Source organism: Limnohabitans sp., from assembly GCF_036804465.1.
Taxonomy (GTDB): domain Bacteria; phylum Pseudomonadota; class Gammaproteobacteria; order Burkholderiales; family Burkholderiaceae_C; genus Limnohabitans.
In genome coordinates this window covers 62,036-86,808 of sequence record NZ_DAIRSK010000012.1, presented here as the reverse complement: position 1 = coordinate 86,808, position 24,773 = coordinate 62,036, and the positions used below count along the sequence as shown (strand labels likewise).

Genomic DNA, 24,773 nt, shown 5'->3' with positions numbered 1-24,773 from the left:
GAGTATGAAAATCGTTGTGACAGGCGCCGCTGGGTTTATCGGCAGCAACCTCATCAAGGGCTTGAACGCGCGCGGCATCAACAACATCATCGCGGTAGATGACCTGACCGAAGGTGACAAATTTCGCAACCTTGCCGATTTGCAGATTGCCGACTACCTGGACAAAGATGTGTTTTATGAACTCTTTGCTGACAAGGCCTTCGGCAAAGTCGAGGCCGTGTTTCACGAGGGCGCATGTAGCGACACCATGGAGAGCGATGGCAAGTACATGATGGACAACAACTACACCTTGTCTTGCGGCTTGTTCAACGCCTGCCAACAAGCAGGCACGCGCTTGCTCTACGCCTCATCCGCCGCCACTTATGGCGGCAGCAGCACCTTTGTGGAATCACCCGAGTTTGAGTTGCCACTCAATGTGTACGGCTACTCCAAGCTGTTGTTTGACCAACGCATGCGCTTGGAATGCCACAACAACTTCAAAAAGTTCAAGCGCCAAGTCGTAGGCTTTCGCTATTTCAACGTCTACGGCCCACGCGAGCAGCACAAAGGCCGCATGGCCAGCGTGGCGTTTCACCAGTTCAACCAATTCAATGCGCAAGGCAAAGTGAAGTTGTTTGGCGAATACGGCGGCTACGCGCCAGGCGCGCAAATGCGCGACTTTGTGTTCATCGGCGATGTGGTGGCCGTGAACCTGTGGTTCTTGGACAACCCTGATCAGTCGGGCATCTTCAACCTCGGCTCAGGGCGTGCACAAGCTTTCAATGATGTAGCTTTGTCCGTGGTCAACGCCATGCGCGCCGGTCAAGGTGAAAGCGCACTGGACTTGGCAGGCGCAGCCAATGCAGGCTTGATTGATTACATGCCCTTCCCCGATGCGCTGCGGGGCAAATACCAGTGCTACACACAAGCTGACTTGACCCACCTGCGCGCCAGCGGCTGCGATCACCAGTTTGCCGATGTGCAAAGCGGTGTCACGCAATACATGGCGAGCTTGAGCCAGCCAGCAGCGCACCCATGAGCGTCCTGCTCAACCAGCTGCGCGATTGCTGCATGTTCAAACCAGTCAAGCCATGCATACAGCGTGACTTAGGGCGTGTCTTGTTCAGTGTCGTCGTCACGTGGATGTGCTGCAACTCAGCCCTCGCGCTAGACATCAACCAAGCCAACGAGGCTGAGTTAGACAGTGTCAAAGGCATGGGCCCCGCGCTCAGCGCCAAGGTGCTCAAAGCCCGCGCACAAGGGCCATTCAAAAACTGGCACGATCTAATGCATCGCGTCTCAGGCATTCGACAAAACAAAGCACAGCAATTTTCACAACAAGGCTTGACCGTCGATGGTCAAGTGTTCACTGCGAAGCCCTAGCAGCACGCAAAGCCTCTAGAGCGTCTTCACGCCAAAACGCAGCAGCAGCAAAAAACCCCTCCCACACACAGCCATTGCAGCCACGTCCACAGCACGTGGTGGGCTCAGGCGGTGGCATGCGCAAAACTACTCCGCAATTCACAGCATATGCCTGCGCCTGTGCAAAAAAGGCCTGCGTCTGAGGCCCATCGGTCAGAGGCATAAGGGCTAAAGATTCGATACGCATGCACGAATCCTAGCTGCACCACAAACATTTACTTGTTGGCGTTGGCGAAGAACAATTGCTCGCCGCCAATTTTGTAACCGTTGATCGTGGCTTGTCCCGCAGCTGAGACCACCCAGTCCACAAACTTTTGCGCCAAGTCCACCTTGACATGCGGGTGCTTGGCGGGGTTGACCACCATCACGCCGTATTGGTTAAACAAGCTCTTGTCACCCTCCACCAAGATTTGCAAATCTTGACGGTTCTTAAAGTTCAACCATGTGCCGCGATCGGTCAGGGCGTAAGCGCCGGTGGATGAGGCAATGTTCAAAGCGGGGCCCATGCCGCAGCCGCACTCTTTGTAGGCAGCGCCTTTGTTGTCTAAGCCCGCTTGTTTCCAAAAGCGCAGCTCGGCGGCGTGTGTGCCACTTTTGTCACCGCGCGACACAAAGCCCGCTTGTGTGTTGGCCACTTTTTGCAAGGCCGACACAATGTCTTTGCCGCGGGCTTTGGCTGGGTCATTGGCGGGACCCACCAACACGAAATCGTTGTACATCACAGGCAAGCGCTTCACGCCAAAGCCGTCAGCTACAAACTTTTCTTCAGCCACTTGGTCGTGCACAAACAGCACATCGGCGTCACCACGTCGGCCAGTGTCCAAAGCTTGACCGGTGCCAAGTGCCACCACCTTGATGTCAATGCCCGTGGCTTGTTTGAAAGCTGGCAACAAATGCGAGAACAAACCCGACTGCTCAGTGGACGTGGTGGATGCCATCACCATGCTGGGCGCTTGCGCCTGAGCCACGTTGCTGCCCATTGCCAAAGCCACAGCCAACAAACCTACCAATGAAATGAAATGCGTACGACGTGTCATCCCAACTCTCCTTTTAAAAACAAAAATGCCTCAGGGTGACTGTCCCCCAACGGTCGATTGAAAAACTCTTGCACGGGCAGATCGGCCAACACACGGCCTGCCTCCAAATAAATCACGCGTGTCGCCAAACGTTTGACTTGGCCCAAGTTGTGGCTGCTGAACAGCAGGCTGACCTTGGATGCCGCCACCCACTCGTACAGCAATCGTTCCACCTCGCGTTTGGCATGCGGGTCTAGGCTGGAGGTGGGCTCATCCAACATCACCACATTGGGCCTCAAAGCCCACGCACGAGCCAAGGCCAAGCGCTGCTGCTGCCCGCCTGACAGGGTGCGGGCTGAGCGATGAGCCATGTCTTGCAAAGCCACACGTTCGAGCGCCTGCATCGCTCGTCCATGCGCGTCGCGCCAAGACGTGCCTTGCAGCCACAAACCCCACACCACAAAGCTCAAAACAGAGGTGCGCAACATGTGTGGCCGCTGAAACACCATGGCTTGATGCGCCTCAGGCGCCACCACCACGCTTCCGCGTGAAACTTGGAGCAACCCATGCGCCACGCGCAACAGCGTGCTTTTGCCAGAACCGTTCGCGCCCACCAAAGCCACACGCTCGCCCGCTTGCATCTGCAGATTCACGCCGTGCAAAGCCAAATGCATGTCGAACTGCACCGACACATCCTGCAAACTCAAGATCACGCTCACACCAACACCCCCTGCACGGGGTCAGCCCCAGCACCGTCGATGCGCTGTCGCCAGCGACGCAGGGCTGAAATCAACACATTCAACAGCAGCACCACGCCCATCAACACACAACCCAACGCCAAAGCCAATGGCAAATCTCCCTTGCTGGTTTCGAGCGCAATGGCGGTGGTCATCACACGCGTGAAGCCCTCGATATTGCCGCCCACCACCATCACCGCGCCCACTTCTGAGATCGCACGACCAAAGGCTGCAATCAACACGGTGAGCAAGGCATAGCGCTCATCCCAAGCCAGCAACACACTGCGCAACCAAGGCTTGGCGCCCAAGGACTGCAACTGCTCGCCGTGGTTGCGCTCTGCGTCTTCTACGCATTGACGGGTCAATGCCGTGACCACGGGAAACACCAACAAAGCTTGCGCCAGCACCATGGCCTTGAGGCTAAAAAGCCAACCCAAAGATCCCAAAGGCCCGGTTCGTGACAACAGCAAATACACCAACAAACCCACCACCACGGAGGGCAGCGCCAGCAAAGTGTTGAGCACCGTCAACAGCGCATCGCGCCCAGCAAAACGCGCCACCCCCAGCCAAGCACCAAACACCAGCCCCAAGCTGCAAGCCATGGCCGTGGCCAGCACACTCACCCACAGGGAGCGCGCCACGATGGACCAAAGCACGGGGTCTAATTCAGTCAGCAAATGAAGCGCAGTCAGCGCGGTGTCGGTAAACGTCGTCATCAATCCATCCAAACTTCAGTTATCGTACTGAGCTACCCAATACCCCACCATATGTAACGCCGTGCATAGCGTCAGCCTTCACTACACCCTCAGTCACCGCGATGACAGCGACACCACGTCCATCAACGAGGCTGCTTTGTTGCGTCATCCCTTGATGGACCTTCTGCAAGCGGTCGACCAACAGGGCTCCATCTCGGCAGCTGCGCGTGAGCTGAACTTGTCCTACCGCCACGTCTGGGGCGAGCTCAAGCGATGGGAAGATGTGCTGGGCCATGAGCTCATCATTTGGGAAAAAGGCCAGTCGGCCAAACTCACCGAATTTGGTGGCAAGCTCATGTGGGCTGAGCGCCAAACCCAAGCCCGCTTGGCCCCCCAACTCGAAGCTTTGCGCGCCGATCTTGAGCGCACCTTTGCCGTGGCCTTTGATCCCGCTGCCCATGTGCTGACGCTGTACGCCAGCCACGACGACGCCTTGCCGCGTTTGCGCGAACACGCTGCCACCGTTGGGCTGCACTTGGACATCCGCTTTTGCGGCAGCGTGGACGCCATTCGTGCCCTCAATGAAGGCCGTTGCACCTTGGCTGGTTTTCACACCCAAAGCCAGCCCAGCGACGCATCCCACACAGCCAAGGCTTATCGCGATTTGCTGCAACCCGGTTTGCACAAAATCATTGGCTTTGCCACCCGCACCCAAGGCCTCATCACGGCCGCAGGCAACCCCAAGCAACTGCTCAGCTTGGCCGATGTGGTCCACACCCAAGCGCGTTTTGTACAGCGCAGCCCCGGCACGGGAACGCGCGTGCTGCTAGACGACTTGCTCGCTCAAGCGCAACTCAACATTCAAGAACTCAACAACTGGCCCGACGAAGAGCCCTCGCACACAGCCTTGGCCGAAGCCATTGCCTCTGGCCGATGCGATGTGGGCCTTGGCATTGAAAGCACGGCGCATGCGCGTGGGTTGGGTTTTGTACCCCTGGTGCAAGAAGCGTTTCATTTGGTGTGCCTCAAATCTGCACTTGACACCCCTGCCACCGAGGCGCTGTGCCATTTTTTGCAAGATCCAACTTGGCAACTCGTGCTCAACGCATTGCCTGGCTACCACACGCACCACAGCGGAGAAGTGCAATCGCTGAGCAAACGCTTGCCTTGGTGGGTCTTTCCGCGTGCCAAAAAAATACGCTAAAACCCTTGCCACGTGTGAACTTTTTTCAAGCCTGCGCCTAAAACTTCAAACCTAAAAGGGCTGACAGAGCCTGAGTCTTGGTACCATCGCGGGTTAGCAAAAAATGGAGGTACTCAGTGTCAAAACTTCTTAAATTTGCATTAGGCGTTGACCGCATCAGTGAGCAATTTGGCCACGTGGCGGCATTTGGCGTTTTAGCCGCGGCCTTGATTTCGGCAGGCAATGCATTCATTCGTTACGGCTTCGATATCAGCTCAAACGGATGGCTCGAAATTCAGTGGTACTTGTTCGCAGCCACTGTGATGTTGGGTGCACCCTTGGTGCTCAAACTCAACGAACACGTGCGTGTGGACTTGTTCTACGGCAAGCTCAAGGGCAAGGGCCCTGTGTATGTGGACTTGGTTGGCTTGGTCGTGTTTTTGTTGCCTGTGATGGGCATGCTCGCTTGGTTGAGTTTTCCCCTGTTCCTCAAGATGCTGCTGACGAATGAAATGTCAAGCAACGCAGGCGGCCTGATTCGTTGGCCCGCCATGCTCCTCCTCCCCTTGGGCTTTGCTTGGATGTTCCTGCAAGGTTTGAGCGAAATCATTAAGCGCGTGTCTTACTTGCAGGGTAAGTTTGAAATGAACACGCACTATGAAAAGCCAGTGCAATAAGGACGCATGATCATGCAAATGGAAAACTTCGCACCCATCATGTTCGCCGGCCTTGTGCTGACGATGTTGATTGGCTTCCCCGTCGCGTTCTCGCTGTCGTTCTTGGGTTTGGCATGTGGCCTTTTTGCCATCAGCATGGACTGGTTTCCTGCGAGCTTCATGTCCAACTTGCCATTGAACATTTTTGGCATTCTCAGCAACGACTTGTTGCTGGCCATCCCCTTTTTCACTTTCATGGGGGCCATTCTTGAGAAGTGTGGACTCGCCGAAGACATGCTCGACTCCATGGGCCAACTCTTTGGCACCGTGCGCGGCGGCTTGGGCTACTCGGTCATCATTGTGGGCTTCATCTTGGGCGCCATCACCGGTACGGTGGCTGGCCAAGTGATTGCCATGGCCATGATTTCACTGCCCGTCATGATTCGCTACGGCTACAACATGCGCTACGCCACTGGCGTGTTGGCGGCCTCGGGCACCATCACGCAGTTGGTTCCTCCTTCGCTGGTGTTGGTGGTCATGGCTGACCAGCTCGGCCGCTCTGTGGGCGATATGTACAAAGGCGCTTGGGGCCCGTCCATTTTGCAAGTGGGCATCTTCGCGCTCTACACCTTTGGCCTGAGCATCATCAAGCCTGAGCACGTACCAGGCATCCCCAAAGAAGCCCGCACGGCCGATGGTTTCCACCTGTGGATGAAGTGCTTGCGGGGCATCATCCCATCCGCCTTCTTGATTTTTGCGGTGTTGGGCTCGATGGGCGGTTTGCCAGGCATTGACACGGCCATTGCCACCCCCACCGAGGCGGGCGCGATGGGCTGCGTGGGTGCCTTGATCTTGGCTGCCATCCATAACCGCTTAGACAGACACCTGATTTGGGATGCCATGAACGGCACCATGCGCCTGACAGCCATGGTGGTGTTTATCTTGATCGGTTCTCGCGTGTTCTCGATGGTGTTTCAAGGTGTGGACGGTGCCAAATGGGTTGAACACTTGCTCTCTGGCTTGCCAGGCGGCCAAGTGGGATTCTTGATTGTGGTCAACATCTTCATCTTCTTCTTGGCGTTCTTCTTAGACTTCTTTGAAATCGCCTTCATCATCTTGCCCATGCTTGGGCCCGTTGCCGAGAAGATGGGGATTGATATGGTGTGGTTTGGCGTGCTGTTGTGCGTGAACATGCAAACAAGTTTCATGCACCCACCCTTTGGCTTTGCGCTGTTTTATTTGCGAGGCATTGCCGACTCGCTGTTCAAGGAAGGTCGCATTGAAAAACCCGTCAAGTCCAATGACATCTACATGGGTGCCATTCCTTGGGTGATCATGCAACTGGTCTTGGTTGTGATCGTGATCTTCGTGCCCGAGACAGTGACCATGTTCTTGGACAAAGAAGAAAAGGTTGATCTTGACAAAGTGGTGATTGAAATGCCCACCGACCAAGAAGTGCCAGAAGCCGAGCTCAAGCTCGATGGCACCAAACCTTCTGCAGACGAAAGCGCCGCCGAAGAGCAAAAACGCATGGAAGACTTGTTTAAAAAATAAGGGCAATCCTATCCACCAGCCCCTCCGGCATGTCCGAGAGGGGCTTTTTCTTGCCAGCACAAAATACCCACCATGTCACCCACTGACCCCATCCCAAACGCTGACTCACCCGATTCACAATTGGCTGCCTTAGGCCCCCAGCCCTTCGTGTTTCATCCCAGCTCCGACACCATCGAAGGACCTGCTTTCTCTCGCACGTTTCAAGCCATCACATGGGCCACTCTGCTGGGCTCTGGCTATTGGCTGCTCAGCCTGTGGCAAGAAGGCAAGTTTGGCGGTGATACCAGCCTAGGCGGCCTGCGCGCGGCAGGTTGGTTTGTGTTGGGGTGGTTGTTACTGGCCTGGACAACGTGGCATGTCATGTCCAGCCGCGCAAGCCTAGACGCCTCAGGCATTCACCAAACTTGGATGTGGGACAAGCACATGCGCTATGACGAGCTGGCCTATGCCAAACTCATTCGCATTCGTGGCTTGGAGTGGCTCATGGCACCGCGCTTTTATGTGCGCACCCTGATGGGTAAATTTGCTGTGTTTTATGTGAGCAGCACACATGTGCAGCAAGAGTGCGAACGCCTCAGTGCAGAGCTGTCTGCGTTTCGTGATTTTTAATACGGGCGGGCCAACTGCTGATGCCCACCTATAAAAAAACCGCGCCGAGGCGCGGTTTTTTGGGTCCAAACAAAGCTTGAATTACAGCTTTTGCTTTTGCATGAACTGGTCAAACTTCATTTCAGTGAACTGGAACCACAAGTTGGACTCTGCACGGAACTTGGAGTAATCGGTATAGACCTTTTTCCAATTCTCATTTTTGGCAGAGATCTCGTTGTAAAAAGCCATTGACTCTTTGAAGGCAGCAGCCATCACGTCTTTGGGGAACTCGCGCAACTTGGTGCCCGAGCCCACCAACTGCTTCAATGCAGCGGGGTTGCGCGCATCGTACTTGGCTTGCATGTCGGTGTGTGCCATGGCAGCAGCGGCTTCCACGATGGCCTTGTAATCAGGCGACAGGGCATTGAAAGCTTTGTCGTTGATAAAGAAGTCCAACTGGGGGCCACCTTCCCAGAAACCTGGGTAGTAGTAGAAAGGCGCCACCTTGCTGAAGCCCAATTTCAAATCGTCATAAGGGCCAATCCACTCGGCTGAATCGATGGTGCCTTTTTCTAAGGCTGGGTAGATATCGCCGCCAGGAATGTTTTGTGGCACCACGCCCAAACGCTCCATCACCTTGCCGCCAAAGCCGCCGATACGGAACTTCAAGCCTTTGAGGTCAGCCACTGATTTGATTTCTTTGCGGAACCAACCACCCATTTGTGCGCCCGTGTTGCCGCCAGGGAAGTTGACGATGTTGTACTTGGCGTAGAACTCGCGCATCAGCTTCATGCCGTTGCCTTCGTACATCCAAGCAGTCATTTGGCGACTGTTCAAACCGAAAGGAATGGCGCAACCCAAAGCAAAGGTCTCGTCCTTACCAAAGAAGTAGTAAGGGGCTGTGTGGGCCATTTCGATGGAGCCTTGTTGCACGCCGTCGACCACGCCAAACGCTGGCATGATTTCGCCAGCAGCATGCACGGAAATTTCAAACTTGCCGCCCGACATGGCTTTGACAGCCTTGGCAAACGTGTCAGCAGCACCGTGAATGGTGTCGAGCGACTTGGGAAAGCTCGAAGCCAAGCGCCAACGCACGTTGGCTTGCTGTTGTGCGTGCACGGCAGGGGCTGCACCAGCAGCCAAAACACCTGCAATACCTGCGTTTTTAATGACGGAACGACGGTCCATATGAGACTCCCTTGAGTTGATAAAACGTGATCTTTGTGGGCACATGCTGTATAGCAGCGCCTTTCAGAGATGGGGCATTGTATGCAGTTGCAAATGGCTACAACCGCACGGGTTTACCCCCGAAGAACTTGTATTTTAAAAATCTTTTGTACGCTTGAAATAACTTCAATAGAAAGTTAATTCAAAAGCGTTGCAAAACGCTTTTCGATGGAAGCTTGAATGCCTGCCGCATCCAAACCCAATTCGACCAGCAACTGCGCAGGGTCGCCGTGCTCGGTGAACAAATCGCCAATTCCCAGCACCAACACGGGTTTGACTTGCTCCAAAATTTGCAAAGCCTCCAAAACTGCCGAGCCTGCACCGCCCATGGTGGTGCCCTCCTCCAAGGTGACCAAGGCATCATGCGAGGACGCAATCTTGGCCAACAAATCCATGTCCAGTGGCTTGACCCAACGCATGTTGACCACGGTGGCATTGAGCGCTTCACCCGCTTGCAACGCGGGATAAAGCAGGGTGCCAAATGCAAGGATGGCAATGCGCTTGCCTTCGCGACGCACCTCGGCTTTGCCATACGGCAAAGCCTGCAAGCCAGGCTGCACCGGCACGCCCACACCCGCACCGCGCGGGTAACGCACAGCCACGCAATGGTCTTGTTGATAAGCGGTGGTGAGCAACTGGCGGCATTCGTTTTCGTCAGCAGGGCAAGCCATGCTGACATTGGGAATGCAACGCATGAATGCCATGTCGTACAAGCCCGCATGGGTGGCACCATCTGCGCCCACAATGCCGGCGCGATCGAGCGCCAGCACCATGGGCAACTTTTGCAGTGCCACATCGTGAATCACTTGGTCGTACGCACGCTGCAAAAAGGTGGAGTAAATCGCCACCACAGGCTTCAAACCCTCGCACGCCAAACCAGCGGCGAAGGTGACGGCGTGTTGCTCGGCAATGCCAACATCGTGGTAACGCTTGGGAAAACGCTGGTGAAACGTCACCATGCCCGAACCTTCGCGCATGGCGGGCGTGATGCCTACCAACAGCGGATCATGCTCAGCCATGTCGCACAACCATTGACCGAACACTTGAGTGAAAGTGGTTTTAGCCACACTGCTGGAGGGCACCAAACCCACCGCTGGATCAAACTTACCAGGGCCGTGGTAGGCCACAGGGTCAGCCTCGGCCAGTTGATAGCCTTGGCCTTTTTTAGTGACCACATGCAAGAACTGCGGACCCTCTAAGTGTTTGATATTTTCGAGCGTTGGAATGAGCGAATCGAGGTCATGTCCATCGATGGGGCCGATGTAGTTGAAGCCAAATTTTTCAAACAAGGTCGCAGGCACCACCATGCCTTTGGCATGCTCTTCAAAGCGCTTGGCAAGCTCAAACAAGGGCGGCGCACCTTTGAGCACTTGCTTGCCCACCTCTTTGGCCGTGGCGTAAAACTTGCCACTCATCAGTTGCGCCAAGTAGCGGTTCAGCGCGCCCACGGGAGGGCTGATGGACATGTCGTTGTCGTTCAAGATCACGAGCAACTTAGAGGTGGATACCCCTCCGTTGTTCAAAGCTTCAAAAGCCATGCCCGCCGTCATGGCCCCATCGCCGATCACGGCAATGGCATGGCGTTGTTCGCCTTTTTGTTGAGCGGCAATGGCCATGCCCAAGGCAGCTGAAATGCTGGTGGACGAGTGCGCGGTGCCGAAGGTGTCGTATTCGCTTTCGTCACGGCGCGGAAATCCGCTCAAGCCATGACGTTGTCGCAAAGTGCCCATTTGCTCACGACGGCCCGTCAAAATTTTGTGGGGGTAAGTTTGGTGACCCACATCCCACACGATGCGGTCATGCGGCGTGTTGAACACATAGTGCAAGGCCACGGTCAGCTCCACCGTGCCGAGATTGGAGCTCAGGTGGCCGCCTGTTTTGGCCACGCTGTTGAGCAAGAAAGTCCGCAACTCATCGGCCAGCGCAGGCAGCTGTTGGCGCGTCAAGGCTCGAAGGTCTGCGGGTAAGTTGATGTTTTGTAGCAAATTAGGCATGTGAGTTCACGTGTTCCGGTTCACCACACGCTCGGCCAAAGCGGCCAGCGTGTGGGTGTGCGTCAAGCCAGTGCTGCGTAGGGCTTCAAGCGCCTCATGAAGCAAAGACAGCGCATACGACTTGGCCTGCTCCAAACCCAACAATGACACGTAGGTGGGTTTGTCATTGGCAGCGTCTTTGCCTGCGGTTTTACCCAGCGTGGCTGAATCAGCGACGACATCCAAAATATCATCGACCACCTGAAAGGCCAGCCCCAATGCTTCGCCATACCGCTTCAAGCCGATCAATGCTTGAGGCGTGGTGACGCCACACGCCGCGCCCATCATGACGCTGCCTTCTAGCAAGGCGCCAGTTTTCAGCCGGTGCATCTGGCGCAGTTGCTCCTCACTCAATGCCATGCCCACGCTGGCCAAGTCGATCGCCTGGCCCCCCGCCATGCCCGCATGCCCTGCCGCGCCGGCCAAGAGACGGCACAAACGCGCTTGCACTCCCTCAGGAATCGCCGATGCCTCGGGGGTCAGGAACTCAAAGGCCAATGCCTGCAAAGCGTCACCCGCCAGCAAGGCTTGGGCTTCGCCAAACTGCACATGCACTGTCGGCTTACCACGACGCAACACGTCGTTGTCCATGCATGGCATGTCGTCGTGCACCAGCGAATAGGCATGAATCAACTCCACCGCACAGGCGGCACGCAAAGCAGCCTCGTCCAACGCAGCATCTTGGGTGCCGTGCGCCACAGCCTCACGCGCGGCCAAGACCAACAAGGGTCGCAAACGTTTGCCGCCATCTAAAACGGCGTAGCGCATGGCCTCTCCCAAACCAGCAGGTGCTTGCGGGCTGATCCATTTGGACAACGCATCTTCTACGTGCGCCAACCCGTGGCTGCTCCATTGGTCAAGGTCGGCGGGCGTCATGGGGGGTGGCTTGACGGGACTCATGTGGGTGTCCAAGTCTTCAACGTGCCGTTGTCGAGCACCTTGATCTGCTGCTCCACAGCGTCCAACTGGCCGCGACAGTGGCTCAGCAGCTCGGCGCCACGTTGGTAGCCTGACAACAAGTCGGCCAAAGGCAGCTGGCCTGACTCCATCTCCTGCACCAGGCCTTCGAGCTCTTTTAAAGCAGCCTCGTAGCTGATGGGCACAGTGTCTGCAGCGCTTGGGGTGGTTGTGGCCTTGGGCATGGTGAGCGGATATCCGTGTTTGAAATGTGTCAAATAGGCTAGCATTTTAGGCTGCATACGACTCCGCGCCATAGCCCTTGGGTACAATAGCTGTCCCTGATTGAACATCTGGTCAATCTATTTTTCACATCTCTCCCTGTGGGGAGTCTTTAGGTCAGGTCACCCATGTCTGATTTAAGTCTTCAACTGCAGCAGGCGCACAGCCAACTACCAGTTACCAGTTATTTCGATGAAGCGCTTTTTCAGCGCGAACTGAAGACCATCTTTCAGCAAGGGCCCCGCTATGTGGGCCATCAACTTGCCGTGCCCAACGTGGGCGACTACTACGCTTTGCCGCATGAGAGCGAAGGGCGAGCGCTTGTGCGTTCGGCAAACGGTGTGGAGTTGGTCTCCAACGTGTGCCGCCACCGCCAAGCGGTGATGCTCAAGGGCCGTGGTTCACTCAACACCCAAGCCAGCGGCTCTGCGGGCGGCAACATCGTTTGCCCTTTGCACCGCTGGACCTACGCCCCTTCAGGCCAGCTGCTGGGCGCGCCTCACTTCTCGCAAGACCCCTGCCTCAACCTCAACAACTACAAACTGCGCGAGTGGAACGGCCTGCTGTTTGAAGACAACGGCGTGGACATTGAAGCTCACTTGGCCAACATGGGACCCCGCGCAGCCCTTGACTTCACTGGCTTTGCTCTTGACCGCATCGAGTTGCACACCTGCAACTACAACTGGAAAACCTTCCTCGAGGTCTACCTTGAGGACTACCACGTGGGCCCTTTCCACCCGGGCCTAGGCCAGTTTGTGACCTGCGACGACTTGCACTGGGAATTCAAAGACAACTACTCGGTGCAAACCGTGGGGGTGTCCAAAGGATTTGGCAAACCCGGCTCACCCACCTACCAAAGCTGGCACGACATGCTGCTGAAGTACCGCAACGGCGAGCTGCCCGAGCGCGGTGCCATTTGGCTCACCTACTATCCCCACATCATGGTGGAGTGGTACCCACATGTGTTGACGGTCTCCACCCTGCACCCCATAAGCCCCTCCCAAACGCTGAACATGGTGGAGTTTTATTACCCCGAAGAAATCGTTGCCTTCGAGCGAGAATTTGTTCAAGCTCAGCAAGCCGCCTACATGGAAACCTGCATCGAGGACGACGAAATTGCAGAGCGCATGGATGCAGGCCGCAAAGCTTTGATGGACCGAGGCGACAACGAGGTCGGTCCCTACCAAAGTCCCATGGAAGACGGCATGCAGCACTTTCACGAGTGGTACCGCGGCAAGCTCAACTTCACGCAACGCTGAGCCGAATTGATGCAATCCCTGTGGATGCTCCTTGGCGCGGCCTTTTTTGCCACCATGGGGGTGTGCGTCAAGTTGGGTTCCGAGCACTTCAACTCGGCTGAGCTGGTGTTCTACCGCGGGGTGGTCGGTTTGGTTTTTTTAGCCATGCTGGCCAAACAACAAAAAGTGTCGCTTCGCACCCGCTACCCCGGCATGCACCTGTGGCGCTCGGCGATTGGCGTGAGTTCGCTCAGCGCTTGGTTTTATGCCATCGCCCATTTGCCACTGGCCACAGCGATGACGCTCAACTACATGAGCAGCGTGTGGATTGCAGCCTTCATCGTGGGTGGCTCGCTGGTCAACTGGAACCCCCAAGACGGTCGCAGCGCTTGGTCACAAGGGCCACTGGCATTGAGCGTGATTGCCGGCTTTGTTGGGGTGGTGATGATGCTGCGCCCAACGGTTGAGCAAAACCAAATTTTTGCCGGCCTCATCGGTTTGATGTCGGGCTTTGTCGCAGCCTTTGCCTACATGCAGGTCATGGCGCTGGGCCGCTTGGGCGAGCCTGAGGCTCGCACCGTTTTTTATTTTGCCCTAGGCACGGCTGTGGCCGGGCTGATCGGCATGGGCTTTGCTGGTGTCTCTGAATGGCACTGGCAGCACGCCGTGTGGTTGTTGCCCGTGGGCTTGTTTGCCTCGCTCGGTCAGCTTTGCATGACGCGCGCCTATAGCCAAGGCGCCACCTTGGTGGTGGCCAACTTGCAATACTCGGGCATTGTGTTTGCCGCGCTTTACAGCTTGCTGCTGTTTGGTGACGACATTCCCCTCATCGGTTGGGCAGGCATGGCACTCATCGTCGTCAGCGGCATGACCGCTACCTTGTTGCGCGCCCGTGCAGCACCCAACGCGCCAGCAGAAGAACACTGAAAGGAAACCGCTATGTTCACCACGCTCATTTCCGTTGCTCAACTCCAAGCTTTGCAAACCAACAACACGCCCTTGGCAGTGTTTGACTGCACCTTTGACTTGATGAACCCGTCCAAGGGCAAGGCGCAGTACCTTGAGCAACACATCGCGGGCGCACAACATGCGGACCTCGACCAACACCTGGCCACACACGATGCCCACAAACGTGTGAACGCTGGCCGTCACCCCCTTCCCAAGCGCGAAGTGTTTGCAGCTTGGCTGCAAAGCGTGGGTTTGAACCAGGACACCCAAGTGGTGGTGTACGACCGCAACGGCATGAACCACTGCGGCCGCCTGTGGTGGATGCTCAAGTGGTGCGGTCACGATGCCGTGGCCGTGCTCGATGGCGGCCTGCAGGCGTGGCTGGCTGCGAATGGCGCCCTCGCCTCGGGCAATAGCACCGCGCTTGACAAAGCCACGCATCAACCAGGCAACTTTGTGCTGGGCGAACCCTTGCTGCAATTGGTAGACACCGCAACGGTGTCTATGCAGCTGCACAAAGACACACAAACCCTCATCGACGCCCGCAGCGCTCCCCGCTACCGAGGTGAGGTAGAGCCGTTTGACCCTGTGGCTGGACACATTCCTGGCGCACTCAACCGCCCATTCAACACCAACCTGAACGCGCAAGGCTTCTTCAAAAGCGCGGACGAGCTGCGTGCTGAATTTGCCGACTTGCTCGGCAACGCCAATCCACAAACCGTGGTGCACCACTGCGGCAGCGGCGTCAGCGCTGTGCCCAATATTTTGGCCATGCAAATAGCGGGTTTAGGCGGCACAGGCCTTTATGCAGGCAGCTGGAGCGAGTGGTGCAATACGCCTGAACTCCCTTGCGAAAAATCTTGAACCTAGTGGTGTGCCCACTCGCCCAATGCGGCAACCAGTGCGATACCAGCAAATAGCCACGCCACTTGTGCAGCTGTTTCGTGTGGGCTCAAACGTTTTTGTAGCTGCGGAATCAAGTCGGCCAGCGCCACATAAATAAAGCTGCTGGCAGCCACCACCAAAAAGAAGGGCAGGTACTCGTGCAACGCCCCAACGAGTAAGTAGCCCACCACACCACCTAAGGCGGTCACACCGCCCGCAAGGGTGAGCCTAAACAAAGCTGCGCGCGAATTGTTGAGTGACTGTCGCAACACCACCAAATCACCCACGTGGTGTGGCACTTCGTGGGCCATCACGGCCAGCGCTGTCGCCACACCCAAACGTGGATCAGCCACAAAGGCTGCTGCAATCAAAATACCATCACCAAAGGCGTGCACACTGTCGCCCAATAACACCGCCCAACCACCACTGTGGTGGTTGTGGCCATGATGGTGGTGGTCTGCGTGATCATGTGCATGCCCATGTTCGTGCCCATGGTGCCAAAGCTCCGCCTTGTCGAGCAAAAAGAAAAACACCAAGCCCACCAACAGCGACCCAAACAAGGCCTGCGCCGACACCCCTGTTTCTAGCGCTTGCTCAAAGGCCTCGGGCAACAAGCGCATGAATGCCGTGGCCAGCAAAGCGCCCGCTGCAAGGCTGAGCAAATGTTGAGTGAAGCGCGACAGCAGCGCATAAGCCAACAAGGCCGCCAGCCACACACTGCCCATGCCAGCGACCAAGGTGCCGACAAGAATTGAAATCAAGGTCATGCGCTCATTATCCCGCGCCTACGAGGCGCGTCTGGGTACAAAGACTGTTTGATTCAAACCCGCACAACAATCAGCGCAATGCCCTGCCCCACGCCAATGCACATGGTGCACAAGGCATAGCGCCCACCCGTGGCTTGCAAACGGTTGATGGCCGTGGTGACCAACCGCGCACCCGATGCACCCAATGGGTGTCCCAATGCAATGGCGCCGCCCCAAGCGTTGACACGTGCATCGTCGTCTTGCAAACCCAGCATGCGCAGCACGGCCAAGCCTTGGGCGGCAAACGCTTCGTTGAGTTCAATCACATCGATTTGGTCCAAGCTCAAGCCTGTGTGTGCCAACACCTTTTGCGTGGCAGGCGCTGGGCCTATGCCCATCACGCGCGGGGCAACCCCTGCAGTGGCCATGCCCACCACACGGGCTTTGGGTGTCAGGCCATGTTGATTCAAGCTCACCTCATTGGCCAGCAGCAAAGCGCAGGCGCCGTCGTTCACGCCACTGGCGTTGCCAGCGGTCACACTGCCGTCTGGTCGAACCACCCCTTTGAGTTTGGCCAAAGATTCAAGACTGGTGTCGCGTGGATGCTCATCTTGGCTGACCCGCAATGCATCGCCTTTTTGCTGGGGAACCGTGACAGGGCAAATTTCGCGCGCAAGATGGCCCGCTTGAATTGCTGCCAAGGCATTGCGTTGGCTACGCAAAGCCATTTGGTCCTGTGCCTGGCGTTCGATGTTGTAGTCCAGCGCCACGTTTTCTGCGGTTTCGGGCATGCTGTCGACGCCGTACATCTCCTTCATCAGCTTGTTGACAAAGCGCCAGCCAATGGTGGTGTCGTACACCGCGTTGTGACGACTGAAAGCAGTCTGCGCTTTCGGCATGACAAACGGGGCACGGCTCATACTCTCGACGCCACCCGCGATCATCAAGGCCGCTTCACCCGACTTGATGGCGCGTGCGGCTGTGCCTACAGCGTCTAAGCCCGAACCACACAAACGATTGACCGTGACCCCTGCAACTTCCATTGGCAAGCCAGCCAACAAGCTGCTCATACGCGCCACATTGCGGTTATCTTCACCCGCTTGATTGGCGCAGCCGTAAATGACATCCGTCACAGCAGCCCAATCGACTTGCGGGTGACGTTCCATTAACGCTTTGATCGGAACGGCTCCCAGGTCATCTGCTCGCATAGCACTCAATGCACCGCCGTAGCGACCAAAAGGTGTACGAATTGCATCGCAAATATAGGCCTCATTCATACAAATTTTCTTTATAAAAAATAGTTTTGGATCAACCCAAGGTGCCATGTTGATCAGGCTTGGATAGGCAATCCGATCAGTCGCTCAAGTTCATCGTGGCTCAAGCCTTCAACTCGATCAACAAGCTTGAGACCTGCAGGCGAGCATTCCAAAGTCGCCAAATCAGAATAAATACGCTTGACGCAGCCCAACCCAGTCAAGGGATATGAGCACGCTTTGACAAGTTTGCTTTCGCCATTTTTGGTCAGCAAATCCATCATGACCCAAGTCTGTTTCGCGCCAACCGCCAAGTCCATTGCGCCACCCACCGCAGGAATCGCCCCTGCTTCACCCGTACTCCAATTGGCAAGATCACCCGTCGCTGAGACTTGAAATGCGCCTAAAACACTGATATCGATGTGACCGCCACGCATCATGGCAAAGCTATCTGCATGATGAAAAAAAGCCCCCCCAGCCAACAAAGTCACTGGCTGCTTTCCTGCATTGATCAAGTCGTAATCTTCCTCGCCCGCCATCGGAGCTTGTCCCATACCAAGAATGCCGTTTTCACTGTGAAGCACGACCTCCATGCCCTCAGGCAAGTAATTGGCCACCAGCGTGGGTTGTCCAATCCCAAGATTGACATATGCGCCATCAAAAATATCTTGCGCCACGCGCTGAGCGAGTTCTTGCTTTGTTCGTTTGATGTAATTGGTCATGCAAGTTCTCCTTAGGCAGCTTGCTTAAAGCCGCCCGCTTGTGTCGCCACGCGGTCAATCTTGACGATGCGAGAGACAAATATGCCAGGGGTCACGATGGATTCAGGATCCATCTGGCCCAGTTCCACCACCTCGTGAACAGTCGCAATCGTGCAAGTGGCTGCGGTTGCCATCACAGGCCCAAAATTTCGCGCAGCCTTGCGAAAAGTCAAATTGCCCCACCGATCGCCAGTTTCAGCTTTGATCAAGGCCACATCACCGTGAATGGGATATTCGAGCACATAGTCTTTGCCATGGATGTGACGTGTTTCTTTTGGCGTTCCATCTGCTTTCAATGCCAGCTCTGTGCCAAATCCAGTTGGCGTATAAAACGCACCAACACCTGCGCCAGCCGCACGAAGTCGTTCAGCCAAATTTCCTTGGGGTACCAGCTCTAGCTCAATCTTTCCGCGTCGAAATAGATCATCAAAGACAAATGAATCTGCTTGGCGCGGAAAACTACACACAATTTTTCTTACTCGCCCTGCCTTTAACAAAGCGGCCAGACCTGTGTCTCCGTTGCCAGCGTTGTTGTTGACAACGGTGAGTTCGCGCGCACCCTGCTCAATCAATCCTTCGATGAGTTCATTTGGAATGCCGGCAGTACCGAAACCGCCAATCAAAACCGTCGATCCGTCTTTGATGCCAGATAACGCGTCGGCAATGGTTTGACATAGTTTATTGATCATGTTTTTTAATGAAATTTCTTGGATTCAAATCGACCGACAAAGGATGAGAAACAGACTCAGGTCTGGTTTGAATTTTCGTTGGATATCTGTGTGATTTCAATGCTTTGCAGGAACCCACCCACAGCGCGCAGAATTTGCTCAGGTTACTCCAATGGGCTCACATGAAAAGCTGGCTCAAAAATTTCTAAGGTAGAAAGATTTCTGGCATACTGAACGTTGATTTTTATTCGACCTTGTGTCGACATGTCATCGGGAGAGACTGCCAACGCCACGCGTGCTGGGCAGCGCCGAAGGAGCAACCGCCCCGGAAACTCTCAGGCAAAAGGACCGGTGACTTGATCCAACTCTGAAGAGCTACTGACGAATTCGTCCGTCAGTGCACCGAAGGAGCAAGCGATGGCTGCCAAACACCATCGTGAATCTCTCAGGTCCACAAACAGAGGGGGCGCTTTGTGTATGCGTGTTTGCATGCCTTAGCTACACCCCTGACGTTTTTGAAAGCTCCTTCACCATGAAAACCATCGCAGTCATTGGCGGCGGCATCACGGGCGTGACCACCGCCTACGCCTTGGCCAAACGCGGCTTTGCCGTCACCTTGTTCGAACGTCATCGTTATGCCGCCATGGAAACCTCGTTCGCCAACGGCGGTCAGCTCTCGGCGTCCAACGCCGAAGTGTGGACGCATTGGTCCACCATGCTCAAAGGCTTGAAGTGGATGCTCAAGAGCGACGCACCGCTGTTGGTCAACCCAGCACCCACCTGGCACAAACTGTCTTGGTTTGCCGAGTTCATCGCCGCCATGCCCCACTACGAACGCAACACCGTCGAGACCGCACGCTTGGCGGTGGCTGCCCGTCAACACTTGTTTGCGTGGGCGCAAGAAGAAGGCATTGACTTCGACCTGAAGAAGGAAGGCATCCTGCACATCTACCGCGACAAAAAGGGGTTCGACCACGCGGGCAAGGTGTCTGTCCTGCTGGCCAAGGGCGGTCTTGCTCGCCATGCCGTGACCCCAGCTGAAATGAAAGTGATAGAACCGACCTTGGCAGGCACCTACTACGGGGGCTACTTCACCGAGAGCGACTCGACGGGCGACATTCACAAATTCACCATCGGACTCGCCGCTGCGGCAGCACGACTGGGTGTGCACACGCTGTATGGTCAAGATGTGACGTCGGTTCAAAGCAACGGTCAACAGGCTGTCATCACCGTGGCGCAAGAGAAAACCTCCCCCGCTGTTCATACCTTTGACAGCGTGGTCGTGTGCGCAGGCGTGGCCAGCCGCAACTTTGCCGCACAACTGGGTGACCGCGTGAACATTTACCCCGTCAAAGGCTACTCCATCACGGTCAATTTGAACGATGAAGAAAGCCAAATGGGCGCCCCCACCGTGAGCTTGCTGGATGACGAAACCAAATTGGTCACCAGCCGCTTAGGCCTGAACCGCTTCCGCGTGGCTGGCACTGCCGAATTCAATGGCGTGAACCGCGACATTCGTGCCGACCGCATTCGTCCCTTGGTGGAGTGGGTAGAGCAGTGCTTCCCCCGCATTAACACCCGCTCAGTGGTGCCATGGGCGGGCTTGCGACCCATGATGCCCAACATGATGCCTCGCGTAGGTCAAGGCAAAGCCGCCAATGTGTTCTACAACACCGGCCATGGGCACTTGGGTTGGACGCTTTCGGCTGTGACGGCTGAGTTGGTGTCAGACACCATCGTCAAAGCAGCGTCAGCCAAAAGGTCGGCCCATGCGATGAACTTGCAAGCAGCCACCGCTGGCAACATCTAAATATGCGCTCTAGCAGTAATCCAAGCGCTAGCTTTAATTCTTCTTTCGTGAGCTAGACGATTGTGAAAAAAGGCACTAGAAAGAGGGATGCAAATGCAGGGTAGCTAATCGTCGATCAATGCGCCTCATCCCAATTCAACCCCACCCCCACCTCGGCCAGCAGCGGCACTTTGAGTTGCGCCACGTCAGCCATCAGGCGTGGCACTTGGGTGCGGACCCAATCCACTTCTGACTCGGGTACCTCAAACACCAGTTCGTCGTGCACTTGCATGATGACTTTGGTTTGGCGGTGTTGCTGATCAATGGCTTGTTGCACGGCCACCATGCTCATCTTGATGAGGTCGGCGGCTGTGCCTTGCATGGGTGCGTTGATCGCGGCGCGCTCTGCGCCTGCGCGGCGTGGGCCGTTGGGGCTGTTGATCTCGGGCAAGTACAAGCGGCGGCCAAACACGGTTTGTACATAGCCTTGTGCTTTGGCTTGTTCGCGCGTGTCGTCCATGTAGCGCTTGACGCCCGCGAAGCGCTCGAAATAGCGGGTGATGTAGTTTTTGGCCGCACCGTTGTCGATGCCCAGCGCTTTGGCCAAACCAAACGCGCTCATGCCGTAGATGAGGCCAAAGTTAATCACCTTGGCATAGCGGCGCTGCTCAGTGCTGACGGCATCCACACCGACGCCAAACACTTCGGCTGCGGTGGCGCGGTGCACATCTAAGCCATCATGAAAGGCTTTGACCAAGGCCTCGTCTCCACTGATGTGCGCCATGATGCGCAGCTCGATCTGGCTGTAGTCAGCACTGGCGATCACGCAGCCCGCAGGGGCCACAAAGGCTTCGCGCACTTTGCGCCCCTCAGCCGTGCGAATAGGGATGTTCTGCAAGTTAGGCTCATTGCTAGACAAGCGGCCTGTCACGGCCACGGCTTGCGCGTAGTGCGTGTGCACGCGGCCTGTGCGGGGCACAGCCATTTGTGCCAACTTGTCGGTGTAAGTGCCTTTGAGTTTGCTGAGACTGCGATGCTCCAAAATTTTGGCAGGCAAAGGGTAGTCTTCGGCCAATTTTTCTAGTACTTCTTCGTCGGTGCTGCGTGCGCCGGTGGCAGTTTTTTTGATGACGGGCAAGCCCAGTTTGTCAAAGAAGATTTCGCCCAGTTGCTTAGGGCTGGCCAAGTTAAAAGGCTGGCCTGCAATCTCGTACGCTTCGGTTTCTAGCTGCACGATGCGCTGGCCCAGCGCGTGGCTTTGTGCAGCGAGTGTGGGCGCGTCGATCAACACGCCATTGCGCTCGATGCGATACAGCGCTTCGCTGCTGTCAATTTCCAGTTGGTAGATGAAGCGCAGCTTGTCGTCGGCTTGCAAACGTGGCCACAGCACGTGGTGCACGTCCAGCGTCATGTCCGAGTCTTCGCACGAATACTCGGTGGCACGCGCCACGTCCACTTGCGCGAACGGAATTTGGTGCGCGCCTTTGCCGCACAGGTCTTCGTAGTTCAACCCTTTGCGGCCCACATGGCGCTCGGCCAAGCTGGCCAAGCCGTGGGGCTTGTGCACTTCCAGCACATAGCTTTGCAGCATGGTGTCGTGCGCATAGCCCTTCACCTCAATGCCGTGGTTGGCCATGACGTGACGGTCGTATTTGATGTGTTGGCCCAGCTTCTTGATGGCTGGGTTTTCAAACCAAGGTTTGAGCTTGTTCAGCACTTCATTCATGGGCAGCTGCGTGGGCGCATCGCCATAGCTGTGTGCCAGCGGGATGTAGCACGCCTCGCCGGGCTTGACCGAAAAGCTCAGGCCCACAATCTCGGCGCGCATGGCGTCGAGTGAGGTGGTTTCGGTGTCAAACGCCACCAGCTCGGCGGTTTGCAGCTTGGCCAGCCAGGTGTCGAACATGGCCCAGTCCAGCACGCAGTCATATGCCTTGTCGGTCACGGCGGACAGCGTGGGTTCGGGTTCGTCAAACAGGCTGGGGTTGGGTTCAAACTTAGGCTTGGCTTCGGAGGCGCCACTGGCATCACTCCCTTCGCTGATGGCGCGAGCCAAACCTTTGAAGCCATAGGTGTCATAAAAGGTTTTGAGTGCAGGCTTGTCGGGTTCTGCCAATTGCAACGCATCCAGGGCGGGCAAGCTAGGCACATAGGCCGACAAATCACAATCGGTTTTCATGGTCACCAGCTGGCGGCCTGTGGGCAGCCACTCAACGGCTTGACGCAAGTTCTCGCCTGCCACGCCTTTGATGTCTGCGGCATGTTGCAGCAAGTTGTCAAGCGAGCCATATTCCATCAGCCATTTGGCGGCGGTCTTGGGGCCGACCTTGGCCACACCGGGTACGTTGTCGACCGTGTCGCCGACCAAGGTTTGGTAATCGATCATCAACGAAGGCGGTACGCCAAACTCGGCGGTCACGCCCGCCACGTCGCGCTTTTTGCCGTTCATGGTGTCCATGATGGTGATGTGTTCGTTCACCAATTGGCTCAAGTCTTTGTCACCGCTCGACACCACCACCGTCACGCCTTGCTTGGCAGCGGTCACGGCCAAGGTGGCAATCACGTCATCCGCCTCGACGCCCGGCACATCCAGCACGGTCCAACCCAACATCCGCACCATGGCGTGGATGGGCTCGATTTGCAAGCGCAAGTCGTCAGGCATGGGCGAGCGGTTGGCTTTGTACGCGGGGTACATCTCGTCGCGGAAGGTGGGGCCTTTGGCGTCAAACACACAAGCGGCTAACTGGGTGGGTACCTCTTTGCGCAGGGCCTGCATCATGTTGATCATGCCGCGAATGGCGCCTGTGGCGGCGCTGTTTGGGTCTCCTGGCACAGCGCGCAGGTCGGGCATGGCATGGAAGGCGCGGTAGAGGTAGCTGGAGCCGTCGACCAGCAGCAATGTTTTGGATTCACTCATAGGTTGTGATTGTGCCTTGTGTGTTTTTTATTGCTGAGCTCGCTGTGCGCGGCGGGTGGGCGTCGCTGCTTCATGCTGTGCCAGAAATCATGGCGACGCCCACCCGCCACGCCCAGTCTGCGGCATAGGTTGTAGCACGCGTGCACCCACAATGCAGGCCGCAGTCTTGGGGGGTGAGGGATGAGCGGGTGACGATTTCTGGTACCCCAGCATGAGGAACCCGCTCATCCCTGACCCCCCAAGCGAGCCCAGCACCAAAAATCAAACTCTCACCTGAGCCCCAACTACAATGAGCATCAACTTGTAACCCCTTGGCAGTCATGGCAGTTTTCACCGAAGTTTCCGAGTCCTCCGCGCAAGAACTGCTGACCCAACTCAAACTTGGTGAACTGGTCGAACTCCAAGGCATCCAAGGCGGCATTGAGAACACCAATTACTTCCTCACCAGCAGCGAAGGTTCATTCGTACTCACGCTGTTTGAGCGCCTCACACACGCACAGCTGCCGTTTTATCTGTACTTGATGAAACACTTGGCACAAGGCGGCATCCCTGTACCAGACCCTGTGTCTAACCAAGACGGCGACATCTTGCTGACCGTGCAAGGCAAACCCGCTGCAGTGGTCAACCGTTTGCGCGGCAAAAGTGAACTCGCCCCCACCGCTGCCCACTGCGCCGCTGTTGGCGACATGCTGGCGCGCATGCACCTCGCTGGACGCGACTTCAGCCGCCAGCAGCCCAATCTGCGCGGGCTTGCTTGGTGGAATGAAACCGTCCCCGTGGTGCTGCCATTTTTGAGCGAATCGCAAGCTGCGCTGATTCAAACCGAGCTGGCTCACCAAAATCACACGGCAGCTTCATCAGCCTACACCGCCCTGCCCCGTGGCCCCGTGCATGCCGACTTGTTCCGCGACAACGTGATGTTTGATGGCAGCGCGGATGCCCTCGAGCTAACTGGTTTCTTCGACTTTTACTTTGCAGGCGTGGACACCTGGCTGTTTGACGTGGCCGTGTGTTTGAACGACTGGTGCACCCACCACGCTGAGGACATCCACGCCGATGGCACACACGACGGAGCCAAGGCACAAGCGTTTATCGCTGCATACCAAGCCGTTCGCCCTTTCACCCCCGCTGAACGCCAACTGCTCAACCCCATGTTGCGTGCAGGCGCCTTGCGCTTTTGGACCTCGCGCCTGTGGGACTTTCACTTGCCGCGTGAAGCGCGCATGCTTCAACCCCACGACCCCACACACTTTGAACGCCTGTTGCGCCAACGTGTGGCGCACCCTGTCACACTCTGAT

General features: G+C 56.4%; 24 protein-coding genes and 1 riboswitch. Of the genes, 11 read left to right on the top strand and 13 right to left on the bottom strand.

Annotated elements, in window-relative coordinates; genetic code table 11:
* The first annotated feature begins 4 nt into the window (after positions 1 to 4).
* Both rfaD and V7Q41_RS08295 read left to right on the top strand, forming a co-directional pair.
* Positions 5 to 1,018: an ADP-glyceromanno-heptose 6-epimerase gene (gene rfaD, locus V7Q41_RS08300; protein ID WP_333845336.1), complete on the top strand. Its 1,014-nt coding sequence runs from the start codon at positions 5 to 7 to the stop codon at positions 1,016 to 1,018.
* A complete protein-coding gene (locus V7Q41_RS08295) occupies positions 1,015 to 1,362 on the top strand; it encodes a ComEA family DNA-binding protein (RefSeq protein ID WP_333845334.1) in 348 nt (115 codons plus the stop codon). Before rfaD ends, V7Q41_RS08295 begins: the two co-directional genes overlap by 4 nt.
* On the opposite strand, the gene V7Q41_RS08290 is transcribed toward V7Q41_RS08295, so the two are convergent.
* From V7Q41_RS08290 to V7Q41_RS08275, 4 genes are read right to left on the bottom strand one after another with little or no spacing between them, the layout of a single operon-like run.
* Complete coding sequence (locus tag V7Q41_RS08290; RefSeq protein ID WP_333845354.1) at positions 1,346 to 1,564, bottom strand: oxidoreductase-like domain-containing protein; 219 nt, start codon at positions 1,562 to 1,564, stop codon at positions 1,346 to 1,348. The two genes, V7Q41_RS08295 and V7Q41_RS08290, sit on opposite strands and share 17 nt — an antisense overlap.
* A gap of 52 nt (positions 1,565 to 1,616) precedes the next feature.
* Positions 1,617 to 2,438 carry a substrate-binding domain-containing protein gene (locus V7Q41_RS08285; protein ID WP_442918827.1) on the bottom strand — a complete coding sequence of 274 codons (822 nt, stop codon included), beginning with the start codon at positions 2,436 to 2,438 and terminating at the stop codon, positions 1,617 to 1,619.
* Entirely contained in the window at positions 2,435 to 3,091 is a 657-nt protein-coding gene (locus tag V7Q41_RS08280) for an ATP-binding cassette domain-containing protein (RefSeq protein ID WP_333845352.1), read from the bottom strand. The genes V7Q41_RS08285 and V7Q41_RS08280 overlap by 4 nt, the downstream gene beginning before the upstream one ends.
* A gap of 41 nt (positions 3,092 to 3,132) precedes the next feature.
* A complete protein-coding gene (locus V7Q41_RS08275) occupies positions 3,133 to 3,870 on the bottom strand; it encodes an ABC transporter permease (RefSeq protein ID WP_333845332.1) in 738 nt (245 codons plus the stop codon).
* 61 nt (positions 3,871 to 3,931) lie between these two features.
* Between V7Q41_RS08275 and V7Q41_RS08270 the strand changes: the two genes are divergently transcribed.
* The 4 genes from V7Q41_RS08270 to V7Q41_RS08255 all read left to right on the top strand — a co-directional run bounded on the left by V7Q41_RS08270 (position 3,932) and on the right by V7Q41_RS08255 (position 7,851).
* Positions 3,932 to 5,053, top strand: coding sequence for a substrate-binding domain-containing protein (locus V7Q41_RS08270; RefSeq protein WP_333845330.1), 1,122 nt, complete (start codon positions 3,932 to 3,934; stop codon positions 5,051 to 5,053).
* Between the two features lie 116 nt (positions 5,054 to 5,169).
* The gene (locus V7Q41_RS08265; RefSeq protein WP_333845328.1) at positions 5,170 to 5,709 is read left to right on the top strand and encodes a TRAP transporter small permease subunit; all 540 of its coding nucleotides are present in this window, start codon (positions 5,170 to 5,172) and stop codon (positions 5,707 to 5,709) included.
* Positions 5,710 to 5,721: 12 nt separating this feature from the next.
* Entirely contained in the window at positions 5,722 to 7,242 is a 1,521-nt protein-coding gene (locus tag V7Q41_RS08260; protein ID WP_333845326.1) for a TRAP transporter large permease, read from the top strand.
* Positions 7,243 to 7,314: 72 nt separating this feature from the next.
* Positions 7,315 to 7,851, top strand: a complete 537-nt coding sequence (locus V7Q41_RS08255) for a hypothetical protein (RefSeq protein ID WP_333845324.1) — start codon at positions 7,315 to 7,317, stop codon at positions 7,849 to 7,851.
* A gap of 81 nt (positions 7,852 to 7,932) precedes the next feature.
* Here the strand turns inward: V7Q41_RS08255 and V7Q41_RS08250 are convergent, their stop codons facing one another.
* The 4 genes from V7Q41_RS08250 to V7Q41_RS08235 form a co-directional block, all read right to left on the bottom strand.
* The gene (locus V7Q41_RS08250) at positions 7,933 to 9,018 is read right to left on the bottom strand and encodes a TRAP transporter substrate-binding protein (RefSeq protein WP_333845322.1); all 1,086 of its coding nucleotides are present in this window, start codon (positions 9,016 to 9,018) and stop codon (positions 7,933 to 7,935) included.
* Between the two features lie 176 nt (positions 9,019 to 9,194).
* The gene (gene dxs, locus V7Q41_RS08245; RefSeq protein ID WP_333845320.1) at positions 9,195 to 11,051 is read right to left on the bottom strand and encodes a 1-deoxy-D-xylulose-5-phosphate synthase; all 1,857 of its coding nucleotides are present in this window, start codon (positions 11,049 to 11,051) and stop codon (positions 9,195 to 9,197) included.
* 6 nt (positions 11,052 to 11,057) lie between these two features.
* Positions 11,058 to 11,990: a polyprenyl synthetase family protein gene (locus tag V7Q41_RS08240; RefSeq protein ID WP_442918826.1), complete on the bottom strand. Its 933-nt coding sequence runs from the start codon at positions 11,988 to 11,990 to the stop codon at positions 11,058 to 11,060.
* Positions 11,987 to 12,232, bottom strand: a complete 246-nt coding sequence (locus tag V7Q41_RS08235; RefSeq protein WP_333845317.1) for an exodeoxyribonuclease VII small subunit — start codon at positions 12,230 to 12,232, stop codon at positions 11,987 to 11,989. Before V7Q41_RS08235 ends, V7Q41_RS08240 begins: the two co-directional genes overlap by 4 nt.
* Before the next feature lie 165 nt (positions 12,233 to 12,397).
* Between V7Q41_RS08235 and V7Q41_RS08230 the strand changes: the two genes are divergently transcribed.
* The 3 genes from V7Q41_RS08230 to V7Q41_RS08220 are packed head-to-tail and all read left to right on the top strand — an operon-like array spanning position 12,398 to position 15,319.
* On the top strand, positions 12,398 to 13,528 hold the full coding sequence (locus tag V7Q41_RS08230) for an aromatic ring-hydroxylating oxygenase subunit alpha (protein ID WP_333845315.1): 1,131 nt from the start codon (positions 12,398 to 12,400) through the stop codon (positions 13,526 to 13,528).
* A gap of 9 nt (positions 13,529 to 13,537) precedes the next feature.
* Positions 13,538 to 14,434, top strand: coding sequence for a DMT family transporter (locus V7Q41_RS08225; RefSeq protein ID WP_333845313.1), 897 nt, complete (start codon positions 13,538 to 13,540; stop codon positions 14,432 to 14,434).
* Between the two features lie 12 nt (positions 14,435 to 14,446).
* Positions 14,447 to 15,319: a sulfurtransferase gene (locus V7Q41_RS08220; RefSeq protein ID WP_333845311.1), complete on the top strand. Its 873-nt coding sequence runs from the start codon at positions 14,447 to 14,449 to the stop codon at positions 15,317 to 15,319.
* A 2-nt stretch (positions 15,320 to 15,321) separates the two neighbouring features.
* On the opposite strand, the gene V7Q41_RS08215 is transcribed toward V7Q41_RS08220, so the two are convergent.
* The 4 genes from V7Q41_RS08215 to V7Q41_RS08200 are packed head-to-tail and all read right to left on the bottom strand — an operon-like array spanning position 15,322 to position 18,789.
* Positions 15,322 to 16,107, bottom strand: coding sequence for a ZIP family metal transporter (locus tag V7Q41_RS08215; RefSeq protein WP_333845309.1), 786 nt, complete (start codon positions 16,105 to 16,107; stop codon positions 15,322 to 15,324).
* 53 nt (positions 16,108 to 16,160) lie between these two features.
* Positions 16,161 to 17,363, bottom strand: a complete 1,203-nt coding sequence (gene pcaF / locus V7Q41_RS08210; protein ID WP_333845307.1) for a 3-oxoadipyl-CoA thiolase — start codon at positions 17,361 to 17,363, stop codon at positions 16,161 to 16,163.
* Positions 17,364 to 17,416: 53 nt separating this feature from the next.
* Positions 17,417 to 18,061, bottom strand: a complete 645-nt coding sequence (locus V7Q41_RS08205; RefSeq protein WP_333845305.1) for a 3-oxoacid CoA-transferase subunit B — start codon at positions 18,059 to 18,061, stop codon at positions 17,417 to 17,419.
* Between the two features lie 11 nt (positions 18,062 to 18,072).
* Positions 18,073 to 18,789, bottom strand: coding sequence for a 3-oxoacid CoA-transferase subunit A (locus tag V7Q41_RS08200; RefSeq protein ID WP_333845302.1), 717 nt, complete (start codon positions 18,787 to 18,789; stop codon positions 18,073 to 18,075).
* A gap of 240 nt (positions 18,790 to 19,029) precedes the next feature.
* Positions 19,030 to 19,129, top strand: a riboswitch (glycine riboswitch).
* Between the two features lie 171 nt (positions 19,130 to 19,300).
* Between V7Q41_RS08200 and V7Q41_RS08195 the strand changes: the two genes are divergently transcribed.
* The gene (locus V7Q41_RS08195) at positions 19,301 to 20,578 is read left to right on the top strand and encodes a D-amino acid dehydrogenase (RefSeq protein ID WP_333845300.1); all 1,278 of its coding nucleotides are present in this window, start codon (positions 19,301 to 19,303) and stop codon (positions 20,576 to 20,578) included.
* Positions 20,579 to 20,693: 115 nt separating this feature from the next.
* Here V7Q41_RS08195 and polA read toward each other — a convergent pair whose 3' ends face one another.
* Positions 20,694 to 23,474: a DNA polymerase I gene (gene polA / locus V7Q41_RS08190; RefSeq protein WP_333845298.1), complete on the bottom strand. Its 2,781-nt coding sequence runs from the start codon at positions 23,472 to 23,474 to the stop codon at positions 20,694 to 20,696.
* A gap of 320 nt (positions 23,475 to 23,794) precedes the next feature.
* Here polA and V7Q41_RS08185 point away from each other — a divergent pair, with 320 nt between their 5' ends.
* Entirely contained in the window at positions 23,795 to 24,772 is a 978-nt protein-coding gene (locus V7Q41_RS08185; protein WP_333845294.1) for a homoserine kinase, read from the top strand.
* The last annotated feature ends 1 nt before the right edge of the window (position 24,773 follow it).